Raw genomic sequence first — 16,165 nt, forward strand, 5'->3', positions numbered from 1 at the left:
ACTGTTACCTCATCACGCCGCAGCGCGCTCGCGCATGCGGCATTTTTATTGTCTTCGCCACAGCAATAAGTCTGGCTCTTTTGGCCTGAATCCCCGCCACAACGGTCTTTGACCGACCTGCACGCTCGCCTTGATCCTCGGCACTACGGCACGTTCCTGTGCCGTAGTGGGAGGTTGATCAATGCAAGGAACGAACGTGCTGTTCGGTCAGATTGCCGTTGTCTTCGGCATCGTGATCGCTGGCGTATGGAGCGCTACGCAATGGACGGCCGCCGCCCTGGGCTACCAGCTACGCCTGGGCTCGCCGTGGTTCGATTTCTTCGGCACGCCGGTCTATCACCCCTGGCGCCTGTTCGAGTGGTGGTTCTTCTTCGACGCCTACACGCCGCATGTCTTTGACGTGGGCGGTGCCATTGCCGCAGGCAGCGGCCTGATCGCGGTGGTGGTTGCCATCGGCATGTCGATCTGGCGCTCGCGCCAGTCCAAGCTGGTCACGACCTACGGGTCGGCTCGCTGGGCCAACGCGGAGGACATTTGCAAGGCGGGGCTTGACCAGCCTGCGGGCGTGTTCCTCGGCCAGCATCGCCAGCAGTACCTGCGACATGAAGGCCCGGAGCATGTTCTGACCTTCGCGCCTACCCGCTCGGGCAAAGGCGTGGGCCTGGTGGTTCCCACCTTGTTGAGCTGGCCTGCATCGGCCGTCATTCACGACATCAAGGGCGAGAACTGGAGCATCACCGCCGGCTGGCGCTCGCGCTTCTCGCATTGCCTGCTGTTCAACCCGACCGATGCGAAGTCGGCGGCCTACAACCCACTGCTGGAGGTGAGGCGCGGCGCGCACGAAGTGCGCGACGTGCAGAACATCGCAGACATTCTGGTCGATCCCGAAGGAGCACTGGAGCGGCGCAACCATTGGGAGAAGACCTCGCATGCGCTGCTGGTTGGGGCCATCCTGCACGTGCTCTACGCAGGCGAAGACAAGACGCTGCGCGGAGTCGCCAACTTCCTCAGCGACCCGGCCTGTCCCTTCGAGCTGACCCTGCATCGGATGATGACCACGCCGCACATCGGTGGTGGGCCGCATCTGGTGGTGGCATCGGCAGCGCGCGAAGTCCTGAACAAATCGGACAACGAGCGTTCCGGCGTGTTGAGCACCGCCATGTCATTCCTCGGCCTGTACCGCGACCCCACGGTGGCCGAAGTCACCTCGCGCTGCGACTGGCGCATTGCCGACCTGATCGCGGCCGAGCATCCGGTGTCGCTGTACCTGGTGGTGCCGCCTTCGGACATTTCGCGGACGAAACCGCTCATTCGCCTGATCCTCAACCAGATCGGGCGACGCCTCACCGAATCACTCGATGGCAGCGACGGCATCGAGCGCCGCCACAAGCTGCTGCTGATGCTTGACGAGTTCCCGGCGCTGGGGCGCCTGGATTTCTTCGAGACGGCGCTGGCCTTCATGGCGGGCTATGGCATCCGTAGCTTCCTGATCGCGCAGTCGCTCAATCAGATCGACAAAGCCTATGGCCAGAACCATTCCATCCTCGACAACTGCCATGTGCGCGTGACGTTCGCCACCAACGACGAGCGCACGGCCAAGCGGATTTCCGAAACCCTTGGCACTGCCACTGAGTTGCGCGCGCAGCGCAACTACGCGGGTCACCGGCTCGCCCCATGGCTGGGGCACTTGATGGTGTCGCGACAGGAGACCGCCCGACCTTTGCTGACGCCAGGCGAAGTGATGCAACTCCCGCCCGACGAGGCGGTGGTGATGGTTTCCAGCGTCGCGCCGATCAAGGCCAAGAAGGTGCGCTACTACTCTGACGCGAACTTCCAGCGGCGCGTGCTGCCGCCCCCTGTGCTCATTGCGGGGCGCTACGCCGACGTGCCTTCCTTACGGCCCGACGACTGGAGCGGGCTGACGGTTCCTCCCGTTCCGGTGGCGCCTGCAACCGAAGCCGTTGAAGGCTTCGCCTCTGCCGCTGACGACGGTGGCCCGCGTCGCCAACCCGAACTCTCCGAAGCCGTCGCCTACGACCCCGACCTGGTTGTGCCTGTCGCCGACCTCGGGCTGCTCGATGACGACGACATGCCGCTTCCCTTACCGCGCCAGCTCGATCCGACCCTGCAGCGCACGTCCCGGCTGGCATCCCTCGACCCTGACGACGGAATCGAGCTATGAGCCAGCACCGCTTGAATCTCTTCATCCAGCCCGAGCACGCCAAGCGGCTCGATGAGCTGGCTGCCAAGAAAGGCGTGTCCAAGTCCAGCATCGTTGCGGCGGCCTTGGCATCCTGGCTGTCGCCCGACGCGGCCGACCAGCGCGAGGCGGCGATTGCCAAGCGTCTGGATCGCCTGTCGCGCCACGCCGAGCGCCTGGAGCGCGACCAGAACATCCAGATCGAAACACTGGCCTTGTTCATCCGCTACTTCCTGACCGTGAGCACACCCGTGCCAGAGGCGCATCAGGACGCAGCGCGCGCTCAAGGCAAGGCGCGCTTCGAGCAGTTCGTGGAGCAGTTGGGCCGGCACCTGCTGCGCGGGCGCAGCCTGGTGCGCGACGTGGTGGACGAGCTGAATCCCGATCCGATGCGGACGGACGACGCGCCAACCCCGGCCGAAGCGCAGGAGCGCGCGTTATGAGCACCTCGGCTTCCTCCTTTACCGCCACGTCGCTGGATCGCCGCATCCAAATGCTGCGCACGGCGATGGGGCCGCTGATCGCCGCCGCGCTCGAAGACCCGGACGTGGTGGAAATCATGCTCAACCCGGATCGAACCTTGTGGATCGACCGGCTTTCATTGGGCCGTGCACCGATGGGCGTGGAGCTGTCCGAAGCGGACGGTGAACGGATCATCCGGCTGGTCGCGGCCCACGTCGGCGCCGAGGTACATCGCGGCCAGCCGCTCTTGACGGCAGAGCTGCCCGAGACGGGCGAACGCTTCGAGGGCATCTTGCCGCCCGCTGCTCCGGGGCCGGCCTTCGCCTTGCGAAAGCGCGCCGTGGGCGTGATCCCGCTGTCGCGTTATATCGAGGACGGAATGATGACCGCTGCACAGGCGGGCCTGCTGGTGCGTGCGGTGCGCGAGCGCCAGAACATTCTGATCGCGGGTGGAACGAGTACCGGCAAGACCACCTTGGCGAATGCCCTGCTGGCTGAGATCGCCGCCACCGGCGACCGCGTGCTGGTGCTCGAAGACACGGTGGAGCTGCAATGCGCGGCCCGCGACCACGTGCCGCTGCGCACGCGCCAGGGTGTCGTGTCCATGACCGAGCTGGTGCGCTCGTCCATGCGTCTGCGCCCGGATCGCGTGGTCGTCGGCGAGGTGCGCGGCGCCGAGGCGCTGGATCTCATCAAGGTGTGGGGCACCGGCCATCCGGGCGGCATTGCCACGATCCACGCCGGCTCCGCGCTGGGCGCATTGCTGCGCCTGGAGCAACTGATTCTCGAAGTGGCGGTGAATCCGCCCCGTGCGCTGATCGCGGAAGCGGTCAACGTGGTCATCCACATCGCCGGGCGCGGGCGCAAGCGCCGCATCGAGAGCATCGCCCGCGTCGTCGGCTTCGATGGCGTGGGCTACCAACTGGCGGATGCGCTGGAAGCGCCGTTTCCCGAGCTGCTGCCGCAGTCCGACCTTTCCTCCCTGTCCCTCAACCACCCTGGAGAACTGCCATGACGCAGATGATCGTTCCTGCTTTCCGTATTTCCGCAAATCCTCTTCGCCGGCCCGCACAGCTGGAGAGCCTGGCTCGCCCGGCCATGCAGGGCTTGATGCTCGCGGCGCTAATGCTGCTGCTCGCGGGCACCGCGCAGGCCGCGGGTTCCTCGATGCCCTGGGAAGGCCCGCTGCAATCCATCCTGGAGTCCATTCAGGGGCCGGTGGCCCGGATCATCGCGGTCATCATCATCATCGCCACGGGCCTGGCGCTGGCCTTCGGCGATACCTCGGGCGGCTTCCGCAAGCTGATCCAGATCGTCTTTGGCCTGTCCATCGCGTTCGCGGCTTCGAGCTTCTTCCTGTCGTTCTTCAGCTTCTCGGGTGGGGCCGTCGTATGAACACGGCCCACGATGGCGTGCAGGGGTTCGCTTCCGGCTTCGCCCCTGGTTTCGAGATTCCGCTGCATCGGTCTCTGACCGAGCCGATCCTGATGGGCGGTGCTCCGCGCACCGTGGCCATCACCAACGGCACCTTGGCCGCTGCCGTGGGCCTGGGCTTGCAGATGTGGATTCCGGGCATCGTGCTCTGGATCGTCGGCCATGCGCTGGCGGTCTGGGGCGCACGCGTCGATCCGCAGTTCATGCAGGTCTTCGCCCGCCACATCAAGCACCGGCCGCTGCTGGACGTGTGAGGGGAATGCCATGCTGAACCTTGCCGAATACCGCCAACGCCCGGCCTTGCTCGCTGACTGGCTGCCGTGGGCCGGGCTGGTCGCGCCGGGCGTCGTGCTGAACAAGGATGGCTCGTTCCAGCGCACGGCGCGCTTTCGGGGGCCAGACCTCGATAGCGCGACGCAGGGCGAGCTGATTTCTACGTCGGCGCGGCTGAACAACGCGCTGCGCCGGCTGGGTTCGGGCTGGGCGCTGTTCATCGAGGCCGAGCGCCGGCCCGCCGCCAACTACCCGCACTCGGAGTTTCCCGAGCCGCTGTCGTGGCTGGTGGACGAGGAGCGACGGGCCGCCTTTGAGGACTCGGGCAACCACTTCGAGAGCGGCTATCACCTGACGCTGGTGTACCTGCCGCCGGAGGAAGCCCGCGCCCGTGCGGCCGGAATGCTGTACGAGAACCGTCCGACCGAAGGCGTGGACTGGCGCGAGCGGCTGACTGCCTTCGTCGCGGAGACGGATCGCATCTTTGACCTGCTCGATGGCGTGATGCCGGAGATCGCCTGGCTCGACGACAGCCAGACGCTGACTTACCTGCATGCCACCGTGTCAACGCGACGCTACCGCGTGGACGTGCCCGAGGTGCCATTCCACCTCGATGCACTGCTGGCCGACGCGCCGCTGATCGGTGGCCTGGCACCGATGCTGGGCGACCAGCATCTGCGCGTGGCGACGGTACGGGGATTTCCGACCTCCACCTGGCCAGGGATGCTGGACGACCTCAACCGCCTCGGCTTTGCGTACCGCTGGAGTACGCGCTTTCTCTGCCTTGACAAAGCCGATGCGGAAAAAGAACTTGCCCGCCTGCGCCGCCAGTGGTTCGCCAAGCGCAAGAACGTCATCGCCTTGCTGCGCGAAACCATCTTTCAGCAGGAAAGCCCGCTGGTCGATACCGATGCCAGCAACAAATCCGCCGACGCCGATGCGGCCTTGCAGGAACTGGGCAGCGATCAAGTCGCCTTTGGCTACCTGACAGCAACCGTCACCGTCATGGACGCGGATGCCGCCGTGGCCGACGAGAAGCTGCGCATGGTGGAGCGCGTCATCCAGGGGCGTGGCTTCGTCACCATCCCCGAAACGCTCAACGCCGTGGATGCGTGGTTGTCGTCCATTCCGGGCCATGCCTACGCCAACGTCCGCCAGCCCATCGTCTCCACGTTGAACCTGGCGCACCTCATGCCGGTGTCCGCCGTATGGGCTGGCCCCGAGCGCAATGCCCACCTCGACGGCCCACCGCTGATCGTGACCCGCACGGAGGGCGCGACGCCGTTCCGGCTGGTCACCCACATCGGTGACGTGGGGCACACCTTGGTAGCCGGCCCGACCGGCATGGGCAAGTCGGTGCTGCTCGCCACACTGGCGATGCAGTTCCGCCGCTACCGTGGCTCGCGCATCTTCGTCTTTGACATGGGGCGCTCGATGCGCGCCACCATCCTGGGCCTGGGCGGCGAGCACTACGACCTTGGGATGGATGGCGACATCGCCTTCCAGCCGCTCGCCCGCATCGATCGTGAGGGCTACCGCACCTGGGCGGCCGAATGGATCGAAGGACGCCTGCGGCATGAGGGTGTGGCCGTCGGCCCCGATGAGAAGGTGGCCATCTGGTCGGCGCTCGGCAGTCTCGCCGGCGCGCCCGTGGAGCAGCGCACGATGACGGGGCTTTCCGTCCTGCTGCAATCGAACGCACTTCGGCAGGTGCTCGCGCCCTATGTGCTCGGTGGCGCACACGGCAAGCTGCTGGATGCGGATTCGGATCGCCTGGGAGCTGGTTCCGTGCAGTGCTTCGAGATGGAGGAACTGATGCACAGCAAGGCCGCTGTCATGGCCGTGCTCCATTACCTCTTTGCGCGCTTCGATGAACGCTTCGACGGTGCGCCGACGCTGCTGATCCTCGATGAGGCGTGGTTGTTCCTCGATGACCCGGTGTTCGCGGCACGCATCCGCCAGTGGTTGAAGACCCTGCGCAAGAAGAACGTCAGCGTCATCTTCGCCACGCAGAGCCTGGCGGACATCAAGGATTCGAGCATCGCGCCGGCCATCATCGAGAGCTGCGCGAGCCGCATCTTCCTGCCGAACCCGCAGGCGACCGAGCCGCAGATTCGAACGATCTACGAGGGCTTCGGCCTCAACAGCCGGCAGATCGAGATCGTCGCCACCGCGCAGCCCAAGCGCGACTACTACTACCAATCGCGCCTCGGCAATCGCCTGTTCGATCTCGACCTGGGCGCCGCGACCTTGGCCTTCGCGGGTGCGTCCACGCCGCAAGACCAGCGCGACATCGACGCGGTGCTTGCCGCCTCGCATTCCGATGCCTCTCCCTTCGCAGCCACCTGGCTGCGCCATCGCGGCCTGCATTGGGCCGCCGACCTGCTGTCCTCGTTCCCGTCCACCCACCTCCAGGAGAACCCATCATGAAAAAGCGTCTTGTCGCCGCCGCCGTCGCGGCCATGCTTTGCACCGCTACCGCCGTGCAGGCGCAGTGGGTCGTGATCGACCCCACGAACCTCGTGCAGAACACGCTGACCGCGATCCGCACGCTGGAGCAGATCAACAACCAGATCAAGCAGCTCCAGAACGAGGCGCAGATGCTCATCAACCAGGCGCGCAATCTGACGAGCTTGCCGTCCAGTGTGGTGGGCCAGTTGCGCACCAATCTGGCGACCACCCAGCGGCTGATCGCTCAGGCCAGGGGCCTGGCCTATGACGTGACGAATCTGGATCGGGAGTTCCGGCGCCTGTATCCGGAGCAATACGCTGCCACGGTGAGCGGCAATCAGATGTACCGCGACGCGCAGGAGCGCTGGAAGAACACGCTCAATGGCCTGCAGACCACCATGCAGATGCAGGCCCAGGCCTCGCAGAACCTGAGCGACGACGAAGGCGTGCTGGCCGACCTGGTGGGCAAGAGCCAGTCGGCCGTGGGCGCTTTGCAGGCGATGCAGGCCATGAACCAGTTGCTGGCCCTGCAAGCCAAGCAGTCCATACAGACGCAGCGGCTGCAGATCACGCAGGACCGCGCGGCCTCGCTGGAATTCGCGCGGCAGGCCGCCGCCGTGGAGCGTGGCCGCGAGGTAAACCGGCGCTTCGTGGGAACCGGTACGCCGTACACGCCGCAGCCCGTGAACTTCTACAGCCGTTGACGGAGCCGGGCCATGAACGACGTTTCGGTCATTGACCGCTTCCTCGACGTTTTCTCGCGCTACATCGACTCGGGCTTCGGCCTGCTGCAAGGCGAGGTGGCGTTCCTGACCGCAACGTTGATCGTCATCGACATGACGCTGGCCGGGCTGTTCTGGGCGATGGGGCATGCCACCGGCCAGGGCGAGGACGTGATCGCCAAACTGATCCGCAAGGTGCTGTACGTCGGTGCCTTCGCCTACATCATCGGCAACTTCAACATGCTGGCCAGCGTGGTGTTCCGCTCCTTCGCGGGCCTGGGCCTGACGGCCAGCGGCTCGACCCTGAGCATGGGCAACTTCCTGCAGCCGGGACGGTTGGCCAAGGCCGGTATCGACGCAGCGGCCCCGATCCTCGACCAGATCAAGGAGCTGTCGGGCTTCCCCGAGGTGTTCATCCACCTCGCGCCCATCGTCGTGCTGTTCTTCGCGTGGCTGGTGGTCATCGTCAGCTTCTTCGTGCTGGCGGTGCAACTCTTCGTCACGCTGATTGAGTTCAAGCTGACGACGCTGGCGGGCTTCGTGCTGGTGCCGTTCGCCCTGTGGAACAAGACGGCGTTCCTGGCTGAAAAGGTGCTGGGCAACGTGGTGTCCTCGGGCATCAAGGTGCTGGTGTTGGCCGTGATCGTGGGCATCGGCTCGGGGTTGTTCTCCGAGTTCAACATTCCGGCGGGCTCCGAGCCGTCTATCGACCGGGCGCTGGTCATCATGCTGGCCTCGTTGTCCCTGCTGGCCCTGGGCATCTTCGGGCCGGGCATTGCGACCGGGCTGGTGTCCGGTGGGCCGCAGCTCGGTGCAGGCGCGATGGCCGGTGCTGCCATCGGCGCAGCCGGAACCGCTGTTGCGGTTGGTGCCGCTGCTACGGGCGTCGGCAGCGCCGTGGCGGCCGGGGCACGCATGGCACCTGCCGCCGCCCGCTCGATGGCATCGACCGCCAGCAGCGCCCGGTCGGCGTACCAGGCGGGCTCCGCTTCGGCCGGTGGCGGCCTCAAGGGCGCCGCTGCTGGCGTGGGCAATGTGGCCAAGACCAGCGCGCAGGCGGCGGGGCAGAAGGTGGCCAATGGAGCGCGCTCGATGAAGGAGCGCATGGCAGCGGCTTTTCGACCCGATGACGCCGGATCGGCGTCGGGGGGCGGCGCCGCACAGGCCGTAAGCGAGTCTCCCGCCACAGCCACATCCACCGAACAACCCGCCTGGGCCAAGCGCCTGCATCGCAGGCAGCAGCTCACCCATGCCGCAACCACCGCCGCCCACACGCTGCGCGGCGGCGACGGCGGCAGCTCCAGCCAGGGGCCAAGCCTGCGTGATTCCGATTCCTGATCTTGAAGGAGAACTCCCATGCGATTCAAACGACCGCAGGTGCGCTACGCCGACACGCCGCAGCCTGCTACCCCGTACCAATCCGCCGCCCAGGTGTGGGACGACCGCATCGGCTCGGCCCGCGTGCAGGCGAGGAACTGGCGCTTCATGGCCTTTGGTTGCCTCACGCTGGCCGTGCTGATGGCGGGCGGGCTTGTCTGGCGCTCCGCGCAATCCATCGTCACCCCTTACGTCATTGAGGTGGACAACGCGGGCCAGGTGCGCGCTGTCGGCGAAGCCGCCACGCCGTACCGGCCCAGCGATGCGCAGATGGCCTACCACCTGGGCCGCTTCATCGGCCTGGTGCGCTCGCTGTCCATCGACCCGATCGTGGTGCGGCAGAACTGGCTCGATGCCTACGACTACACGACCGACAAGGGCGCCGTGGTGCTCAACGAGTACGCCCGCACCAATGACCCGTTCGCGCGCATCGGCAAGGAGTCGGTGACGGTGCAGATCACCAGCGTGACCCGCGCCAGCGACACGTCTTTCAACGTGCGCTGGACGGAGACGCGCTTTGTGAACGGTGCGCTGGATCGCACTGAACGCTGGAACGCCGTGGTGTCCATCGTGCAGCAGACGCCGCGCACCGAGCAGCGCGTGCGCAAGAACCCCCTGGGCATCTACGTCAACGGGCTGTCGTGGAGCCGCGAACTGGAAGGAAACGAAGGAGCAAAGCCATGAATGATCTTTTCCGTAAATCCGTCTTGCCGGTGATGCTGCTGGCTTCGACCGTGCTGTTCTCTGGCTGCGCTACGCAGGGCAAGCCGCCGCCGTCCATTTCGCTCGATGAACCGGTGCAGGCCCAGCCGCTGCCGGAGCCACCTGCACCGGTCGAAGTGGTGGCCGTGCCGCAGGTGCTGCCGATGCCGGCGCAGATGAAACCTGTGCCGGATGCCAAGCCCGCCGCAGAGCCCGCCGATGAAACCGTGCGCGTGTCCCGCGCCAACGCCGAGGCGCGCATTGCGCCGACACGCGAGGGCTACGTCAATGCGATCCAGGTGTGGCCCTTCACGGATGGCGCGCTGTATCAGGTCTATGCGGCCGTGGGCCGCGTGACCGTGATCGCGCTCCAACCGGGCGAGGAACTGGTGACGGTGGCGGCGGGCGATACGGTGCGCTGGATCGTCGGGGACACGTCCAGCGGCAGCGGCGATGCGCTGCGCGTCAATGTGATGGTCAAGCCGATCCGCTCGGGCCTCAAGACCAATCTGGTTGTCACCACCAGCCGACGCACCTACCTGCTGGAGCTGACCTCGACCGAGAAGACGTGGATGGCCTCGGTGTCCTGGGAGTATCCGAAGGACAAGATGCTGGCCCTGCAGCGCCAGGCGCAAGCGGCCAGCGCCGCCGCGCCGGTCGATGTCGGCTTGTCGCTGGAGAAGATCCGTTTCCGGTATGCGGTCAGCGGCAGCAATCCGCCGTGGAAGCCGCTGCGCGCCTTCGATGACGGGGAGAAGGTCTACATCCAGTTTCCGCCGGGCATCGCCCAGGGCGAGCTGCCGCCGCTGTTCGTGGTCGGCGCGCAGGGCGACGGGCAACTGGTGAACTACCGCTTCCGCTCGCCGTACTACATCGTGGATCGCCTGTTCGGCGCGGCCGAGCTGCGTCTGGGCGGAGACAAGGGCGACGTGGTGCGGATCGAGCGCACGGACGGCACGCGGAGGAACTGACCATGAGCCAGGACGATTCCCCTGATCTTGCGGCGCAGGCGGGCAAGGTTGCGCCCGAGGCGGTGGCGTTGCGCGCCCAGCCGCGCGCCGTCACGCGCCTGAATCGGCGCACCTTGGCCATGCTCATCGGCGGCCTGTCGGTCGCCGTGCTCGGGGCCACGATCTGGTCATTGCAGCCGTATCGGCGCGGCGCGGGCGAGCAGACCGAGCTTTACAACGTCGATCGCGTCTCGAAGTCCGAAGGGCTGGATGGCCTGCCTTCGGATTACTCCAAGCTGCCGCGAAAGGTGCCCGAGCTGGGGCCGCCGCTGCCGGGCGACCTGGGCCCGGCCATCGTGAAGGCACAGCAGCCGGTGACGCCGACGTATGCGCCGCCAGGCCACGACCCAGACGATGCTCGGCGCAAGGAAGCCGAAGCAGCCGCGGGTTCCTCGGTGTTCTTCCGTTCGGGCACTCCCGGCAAGACCGCAGCGCCAGCGACTGCGCAAGCGGCTGGCCCGGCATCGGCTTTGGCGGGCTTCGACCCGCTGGCCGCTGGCCCGGCCTCGACGGCGGCCCAGCCATCCGACCCCACCGCCGTGCAGAACCGGCAAGACCAGAAAGAGGCTTTCCTGAAAGGCGGTTCTACAGAAACCCGCAATTCCGGCAATCTGCAAATGCCGTCCTCGCCGTACCAGGTGATGGCCGGGACGGTGATCGCTGGGGCGCTGGTGACGGGCATCAAATCTGACCTGCCAGGCGACGTGATTGGCACGGTGACAGAGCCGGTGTATGACACGGCGACGGGGAAGTTCCTGCTGATCCCGCAGGGCTCGCGCCTCCTGGGCAAGTACAACAGCCAGGTGAGCTACGGGCAGAGCCGCGTGCAGGTGGTGTGGAGCCGCATCATCCTGCCGGACACGTCTTCGCTGAAGCTCGACAACCCCGCGGGCACTGACCCGGCCGGCTACTCCGGCCTGGAGGATGGCGTCGATTGGCACTGGGATCGCGTCTTTGCCGGTGCGGCGCTGACGACACTGCTGGGCGTGGGCGCAGAGCTAGCCGAGCCGGAGAACCGGCAGAACGGCAATCGCATCGTGATCGCTGGGCGTGACAGCGCGCAGGACAGCATCAATCAGGTGGGCCAGGAGATGACCCGGCGCAACATGAGCATTCAGCCGACGTTGACAGAGCGGCCGGGCCTGCCGGTGCGGATCATCGTCAACCGCGACCTGGTGTTGCGGCCGTACCAGCCTCTGTTCTTCAACCGGGGAACCGCGAGATGAACACCTCCAAGAAGCTGCGTCTTGGGCCGCTGCCCAAAACCGAGAGCACGAAGCTCACGTTCTCTTGTCCGACCAGCCTGAAGGCTGAACTCGATCGCTACGCCGCACTGCACGCGCAGACCTACGGCGAAGCGGTCGATGCGGTCACGCTGATCCCACACATGCTGGAGGCGTTCGTGGCCGGAGATCGAGGATTCCGGCGAGCGAACGTCAGGCGAAAAGCTTCCGTCGCCTATGCCAAATCGTCGCTCAGTGCTGGTGGTGTGCCGGAATGACTTCACCCGCTAACTTTCTATCGATGCCGCGGATAAGTTGAACTACATGCCCATCAACGCTTGTCCTATGGGGCTACTTGAACCTGGCAGCCCCATGCGTTGATATGCAAGGGCAGGGCTACATACCACGATCTGCAGCTTTTGAAAAAGGCTTTCTGGCACGGTTGCCCCAGCCTCGGGTACCAGGTAGATAACCACTTGCTTCTTGTAAGATGTAACAGGATTGGTTGGGGGGATTTCTATCGGGGGAACCGAATGGCGTCATCAAAAGCGAAAGGCCCATCCCGGACTAAGCGGAAGACCGAGGTTCCGGGGCAGGCATTAGGGTACAGCCTTCAATTTACGCGGCTCACTCATCTGTTGCTTCAAGCACCGGAGGGGAGCGTTTGCAGCCTCGAACTTCTTGACGATGTAGCGCAGGATGACGGTGCTGGTGCCGTCAAGCTGGTCCAAAGCAAGAGCGCGCTTACGGCCAATCCTGTCGCGGACCGCGCAAAGTCGCTATGGAAAACTCTTTCCAATTGGGTCGAGCTTGCGGCGACCCCAGGGTTCGAAGTAGAAAAAGCGATTTTCGAACTCTACGTTTCTCGTCCGGTCGAAGGAACGATCGTTGGGGGTTTCGCCCGAGCGAATACGCTGGAAAGCGCCCGAGCGGCCATTGCACAGGCACGGACTGAGCTGTGGGGGTGCCCTCCGGAGTTTGACCTGAAGCCGGGAGTCGCTGCGGAGATTTCTTCGTACGTCGAGAAGGTATTCACTGCCGATCAAAGTCTTTTGGAACGACTCATCTGCAATTTCCGACTGACCCTGGGCAGTGGCAGTCCCCAGGCTGATCTGGAAGCGCTCGTCCGAAGCCACCCCGTTTCACCCTCTAAGGTCCAGGACATCACCAATCACCTCTGCGGAGTGGTAAAGCGTCACATCGATCTATTGCTTGAGGTCGGAAAACCGGCTGTCATCGCGCGCGATGACTTCCATGGCTGGTACACGTCCTACGTCCAAAAGATTGACCGTCAGACAGTGCTTTCGAGTCGTGCTCCGGCTCCGTCGGAGGCGGTGTCGCGGGGATATCTCCCCGACAATTTCATCCGGCAACTGGACATCATTGGGTTGTCATTCGAAGAGATGCTCGGGGCTGCGAGCGACTACTTCATGGCCTCGTTCGACCGGACTGATTGGGCTGCCCGGGGCGAAGTTGACGAGACCTCCTTTGACGACCTGGACGGTGTCCTGAAGCGAGCGTGGAAGAACAAGCAGCGAACCTGTGGATTGAATCACGGTAGCAGATCCGAGCAGCATCAAGGGCAGGCACTGTACTTTGACTGCATGCAGTTCACTGCGCCAGTTCAGGCGATGTCGCCCCCGAGCCATTTCATCCCCGGTTGCTTCCATATGCTGGCCGACGACTTGCTCGTAGGCTGGCACCCGAACTATGAAGCACACCTGAAGCTCAAGAAGGTGGCGTGACGATGCTGGCAAGAGAGGCCCAAAACGTCCAAAACCCTGCGTTGGGTGCTGCGCTCGTATGGCGATTTTGTTGTGGATACGTCGAGGCTCATCGCGTCAACGCCCCGCCGCCGTTGCCGCTTCTCTTTCTTGTGCTGCCTATCATTCTGCATCAGGCGACCTCGGAATTTGTGAAGCGCACTTACAAGAGTTCGGGCTTGCGGGCGTTCGCCGCAAAGTTCGGAGATTCGTCAGTGTCCAAACAGGATCTGCTGATTCAGATCCATGACCGCTCAGTTCGATGGCGCAAGCTCAGCCTGCAATCCATCGAGCTCGCCGTCGCGGGAAGCCTGCTCAAACTCGCCGACAACGGCGAGGCCATTCCGCTGTCGAAAACCAAGGCGAGAGGGTTGTCAGACGAGGTAAAGCACCTCATGGACCTGGCGGAAAAACTCGGCGCCTGGTTCGGTGAACTCACAGTGCACGAGATCGTGACAACGCTGAAAGTGAAGCTCTAATGTTTTTTCAGATTCGAGGGATCGTGCTCTGGCCGCGCAATGGGAAATTTGAACCGCGGACGTTGAAGTTTGAGCTTGGGAAAGTCAATGTCATCAGTGGCGCCTCACGGACTGGAAAATCAGCAGTCATTCCTATCATCGATTACTGCCTCGGTTCCAGCACGTGCTCGATTCCTGTGAACACAATCCGCAAATACTGCGAGTGGTTTGGCGTCGTTGTAGCGACGGCTCAAGGTGAAAAGCTATTGGCTCGAAAGGAACCGGGGGCTCAGCGCAGCACCGACGAAATGTTTCTGTTGGAAGCCGAGAAGATATCCAAGATCCCCAATCGCCTCACCAAGAATACCAACGCTACTGCAGTCAAGAGATTGCTCGATGATCTAGCCAACCTCTCCAATCTGGACTTTTCAGGCGGGGAGGAGGCTTCAGGGTTCGACGGGCGCCCAGCTTTCCGTGATTTGGCTGCTTTCACGTTCCAACCCCAGAACGTGGTCGCCAATCCAGACGTCCTGTTCTTCAAGACCAACACTTACGAGCACCGGGAAAAGCTGAGAAAAATTTTCCCCTACGTGCTCGGTGCGGTCACTCCGACATTGATGGCGAAGCAGTTCGAGTTGAACCGCACTCGGCAAATCTTGCGTCGGAAAGAGAAGGAGCTTAAGGACGCGCAGGAAGTCTCGGCGCGGTGGCTTGCCGACTTGAGGTCCAAATTCAGCGAGGCTCAAGAACTTGGGCTGATTCCGAAGCTGGAGGAGGACATTTCTCGGGAGCAAATGATCGAGTTGCTTGAGGAAGTCATCACAAGAACCGACCTAACTTTGGCGGTCAGCACCACAACAATTTCGGAAGCGTTGCGCGAGCTGAACAGCCTGGAGGGCGAAGAGCGTGAAGTTTCCCGCGAACTCACCACCTTGCGCCATCGATTGGAAGAAATGAACAGGATGCGTGTCGGCGTCGAGCAGTACGAAGCTGCGCTCTCGGTGCAACGAGGTCGGTTGCAGCTGTCGAGTTGGCTGGTCTCGCATGCAAGCGATGAGTCGGATTGCCCCATGTGCGGCAGCCACACGGATTCGGCCAAACGAAAACTGCAGGTTCTAGCCCAGCGTCTGGAAGAGGTGGAGACGGCAGCGGGCGCAGACAAAGACAGAGAAGTGCCAGCAGCGTTCGATCGAGAGTTGCAGCGAGTCACAACAGATGTTGGGAATGCGACCGAACGTCTGCGCGCAGTTCAGATTCGCAAGCGAGCGCTGACGGGCAGATCGAAGGAAGCTAGTGAACAGCAATTTTCCGCGAAGCGTACGGAGCGTTTCATAGGAAATCTCGAGTCGTCACTGGGCCTCCATCGAAAATTGGGCAGCGACAGCGAGCTCGTCGAAGAGGTTCGAACGCTCAAGGAAACGGTATTGGCGCTGGAAGGAGAACTGCGCGGACAGGATGTCGAAGCTCGGAAGCGCCGAGCTCTGCGGACTGTCAACACCAATGCCGGAAAGCTCCTGCCGCATCTCGATATCGAGAATCCGAACGATCCCATCTCGCTGGAGACCAACGACCTGACCATTAAGGTACTTGGGTCTGAGCGGGATGACTATTTGTCGGAGATCGGAAGTGGGTCGAACTGGCTCTCCTATCACCTAGCCGTGCTGCTTTCTCTTCATCAGTTCTATCTGAGTCAAAAGAACAGTCCTGTCCCCGCGTTTCTCGTACTTGACCAACCGAGCCAAGTCTACTTTCCCAAGCACGTGGTCTCCAAGGACGTTGAGGTGGAAGAAGACCCCAAGGTGCGCGACGAAGACGTGGATGCCGTTCGCAAGGCGTTCGAAGTGATGGGTAGCGTCGTGCGTAGTGAAAAGGGGAGGCTCCAACTCATCGTTCTGGACCACGCATCAAGCGAAGTGTGGGGGGGCATCGACGAAGTCGTCGGCTTGCCGGAATGGCGTGGCGGAACCAAGCTAGTTCCAATGGAGTGGATTGATGAGGCTTAGCGCACGTCCTGCGCCCTTAATCATGAGTTTTATTTGCCCAGCCTGTGTTGGCGACGCGCTGCCCTTCTGAGGCAGGGTACATAGATG

The 16,165-nt window shown here is 63.7% G+C and carries 15 protein-coding genes; all 15 read left to right on the forward strand.

Annotated features, from left to right (window positions below):
• Positions 1-181 precede the first annotated feature (181 nt).
• A complete protein-coding gene (locus ACS5NL_RS16520) occupies positions 182-2,182 on the forward strand; it encodes a conjugal transfer protein TraG (protein WP_015014590.1) in 2,001 nt (666 codons plus the stop codon).
• Positions 2,179-2,643, forward strand: coding sequence for a ribbon-helix-helix protein, CopG family (locus ACS5NL_RS16525; protein WP_015014589.1), 465 nt, complete (start codon positions 2,179-2,181; stop codon positions 2,641-2,643). Before ACS5NL_RS16520 ends, ACS5NL_RS16525 begins: the two co-directional genes overlap by 4 nt.
• Entirely contained in the window at positions 2,640-3,677 is a 1,038-nt protein-coding gene (gene trbB / locus ACS5NL_RS16530) for a P-type conjugative transfer ATPase TrbB (protein WP_439354983.1), read from the forward strand. Before ACS5NL_RS16525 ends, trbB begins: the two co-directional genes overlap by 4 nt.
• Entirely contained in the window at positions 3,674-4,057 is a 384-nt protein-coding gene (locus ACS5NL_RS16535) for a TrbC/VirB2 family type IV secretion system protein (RefSeq protein WP_043565466.1), read from the forward strand. The genes trbB and ACS5NL_RS16535 overlap by 4 nt, the downstream gene beginning before the upstream one ends.
• Positions 4,054-4,350: a VirB3 family type IV secretion system protein gene (locus ACS5NL_RS16540; protein ID WP_015014586.1), complete on the forward strand. Its 297-nt coding sequence runs from the start codon at positions 4,054-4,056 to the stop codon at positions 4,348-4,350. Before ACS5NL_RS16535 ends, ACS5NL_RS16540 begins: the two co-directional genes overlap by 4 nt.
• A gap of 10 nt (positions 4,351-4,360) precedes the next feature.
• Complete coding sequence (trbE, locus tag ACS5NL_RS16545) at positions 4,361-6,799, forward strand: conjugal transfer protein TrbE (protein WP_015014585.1); 2,439 nt, start codon at positions 4,361-4,363, stop codon at positions 6,797-6,799.
• The gene (gene trbJ, locus ACS5NL_RS16550) at positions 6,796-7,524 is read left to right on the forward strand and encodes a P-type conjugative transfer protein TrbJ (protein WP_015014584.1); all 729 of its coding nucleotides are present in this window, start codon (positions 6,796-6,798) and stop codon (positions 7,522-7,524) included. The genes trbE and trbJ overlap by 4 nt, the downstream gene beginning before the upstream one ends.
• A gap of 12 nt (positions 7,525-7,536) precedes the next feature.
• Entirely contained in the window at positions 7,537-8,880 is a 1,344-nt protein-coding gene (trbL, locus tag ACS5NL_RS16555; protein WP_015014583.1) for a P-type conjugative transfer protein TrbL, read from the forward strand.
• Between the two features lie 18 nt (positions 8,881-8,898).
• Complete coding sequence (gene trbF, locus ACS5NL_RS16560) at positions 8,899-9,603, forward strand: conjugal transfer protein TrbF (protein WP_015014582.1); 705 nt, start codon at positions 8,899-8,901, stop codon at positions 9,601-9,603.
• Complete coding sequence (gene trbG, locus ACS5NL_RS16565; RefSeq protein ID WP_015014581.1) at positions 9,600-10,592, forward strand: P-type conjugative transfer protein TrbG; 993 nt, start codon at positions 9,600-9,602, stop codon at positions 10,590-10,592. The genes trbF and trbG overlap by 4 nt, the downstream gene beginning before the upstream one ends.
• 2 nt (positions 10,593-10,594) lie before the next feature.
• The gene (locus ACS5NL_RS16570) at positions 10,595-11,857 is read left to right on the forward strand and encodes a TraB/TrbI/VirB10 family type IV secretion system protein (RefSeq protein WP_015014580.1); all 1,263 of its coding nucleotides are present in this window, start codon (positions 10,595-10,597) and stop codon (positions 11,855-11,857) included.
• Positions 11,854-12,132, forward strand: coding sequence for a DUF2274 domain-containing protein (locus tag ACS5NL_RS16575; RefSeq protein ID WP_015014579.1), 279 nt, complete (start codon positions 11,854-11,856; stop codon positions 12,130-12,132). Before ACS5NL_RS16570 ends, ACS5NL_RS16575 begins: the two co-directional genes overlap by 4 nt.
• 360 nt (positions 12,133-12,492) lie before the next feature.
• On the forward strand, positions 12,493-13,599 hold the full coding sequence (locus ACS5NL_RS16580; protein WP_439354984.1) for an ABC-three component system protein: 1,107 nt from the start codon (positions 12,493-12,495) through the stop codon (positions 13,597-13,599).
• Positions 13,600-13,601: 2 nt separating this feature from the next.
• Positions 13,602-14,096, forward strand: a complete 495-nt coding sequence (locus ACS5NL_RS16585; RefSeq protein WP_043565464.1) for a three component ABC system middle component — start codon at positions 13,602-13,604, stop codon at positions 14,094-14,096.
• Complete coding sequence (locus ACS5NL_RS16590; protein WP_015014576.1) at positions 14,096-16,078, forward strand: DUF3732 domain-containing protein; 1,983 nt, start codon at positions 14,096-14,098, stop codon at positions 16,076-16,078. Before ACS5NL_RS16585 ends, ACS5NL_RS16590 begins: the two co-directional genes overlap by 1 nt.
• The last annotated feature ends 87 nt before the right edge of the window (positions 16,079-16,165 follow it).

It is taken from the genome of Hydrogenophaga sedimenti (genome assembly GCF_051857515.1).
GTDB lineage: Bacteria > Pseudomonadota > Gammaproteobacteria > Burkholderiales > Burkholderiaceae_C > Hydrogenophaga.

Bases quoted from the DNA above. Each gene is read 5' to 3' on its own strand.
- ACS5NL_RS16520 (WP_015014590.1), top strand. From the start codon at position 182: ATGCAAGGAACGAACGTGCTGTTCGGTCAGATTGCCGTTGTCTTCGGC.
- ACS5NL_RS16525 (WP_015014589.1), top strand. From the start codon at position 2,179: ATGAGCCAGCACCGCTTGAATCTCTTCATCCAGCCCGAGCACGCCAAG.
- trbL (WP_015014583.1), top strand. From the start codon at position 7,537: ATGAACGACGTTTCGGTCATTGACCGCTTCCTCGACGTTTTCTCGCGC.
- ACS5NL_RS16570 (WP_015014580.1), top strand. From the start codon at position 10,595: ATGAGCCAGGACGATTCCCCTGATCTTGCGGCGCAGGCGGGCAAGGTT.
- trbF (WP_015014582.1), top strand. From the start codon at position 8,899: ATGCGATTCAAACGACCGCAGGTGCGCTACGCCGACACGCCGCAGCCT.
- trbB (WP_439354983.1), top strand. From the start codon at position 2,640: ATGAGCACCTCGGCTTCCTCCTTTACCGCCACGTCGCTGGATCGCCGC.
- trbJ (WP_015014584.1), top strand. From the start codon at position 6,796: ATGAAAAAGCGTCTTGTCGCCGCCGCCGTCGCGGCCATGCTTTGCACC.
- ACS5NL_RS16575 (WP_015014579.1), top strand. From the start codon at position 11,854: ATGAACACCTCCAAGAAGCTGCGTCTTGGGCCGCTGCCCAAAACCGAG.
- ACS5NL_RS16540 (WP_015014586.1), top strand. From the start codon at position 4,054: ATGAACACGGCCCACGATGGCGTGCAGGGGTTCGCTTCCGGCTTCGCC.
- ACS5NL_RS16535 (WP_043565466.1), top strand. From the start codon at position 3,674: ATGACGCAGATGATCGTTCCTGCTTTCCGTATTTCCGCAAATCCTCTT.
- trbE (WP_015014585.1), top strand. From the start codon at position 4,361: ATGCTGAACCTTGCCGAATACCGCCAACGCCCGGCCTTGCTCGCTGAC.
- ACS5NL_RS16585 (WP_043565464.1), top strand. From the start codon at position 13,602: ATGCTGGCAAGAGAGGCCCAAAACGTCCAAAACCCTGCGTTGGGTGCT.
- ACS5NL_RS16590 (WP_015014576.1), top strand. From the start codon at position 14,096: ATGTTTTTTCAGATTCGAGGGATCGTGCTCTGGCCGCGCAATGGGAAA.
- trbG (WP_015014581.1), top strand. From the start codon at position 9,600: ATGAATGATCTTTTCCGTAAATCCGTCTTGCCGGTGATGCTGCTGGCT.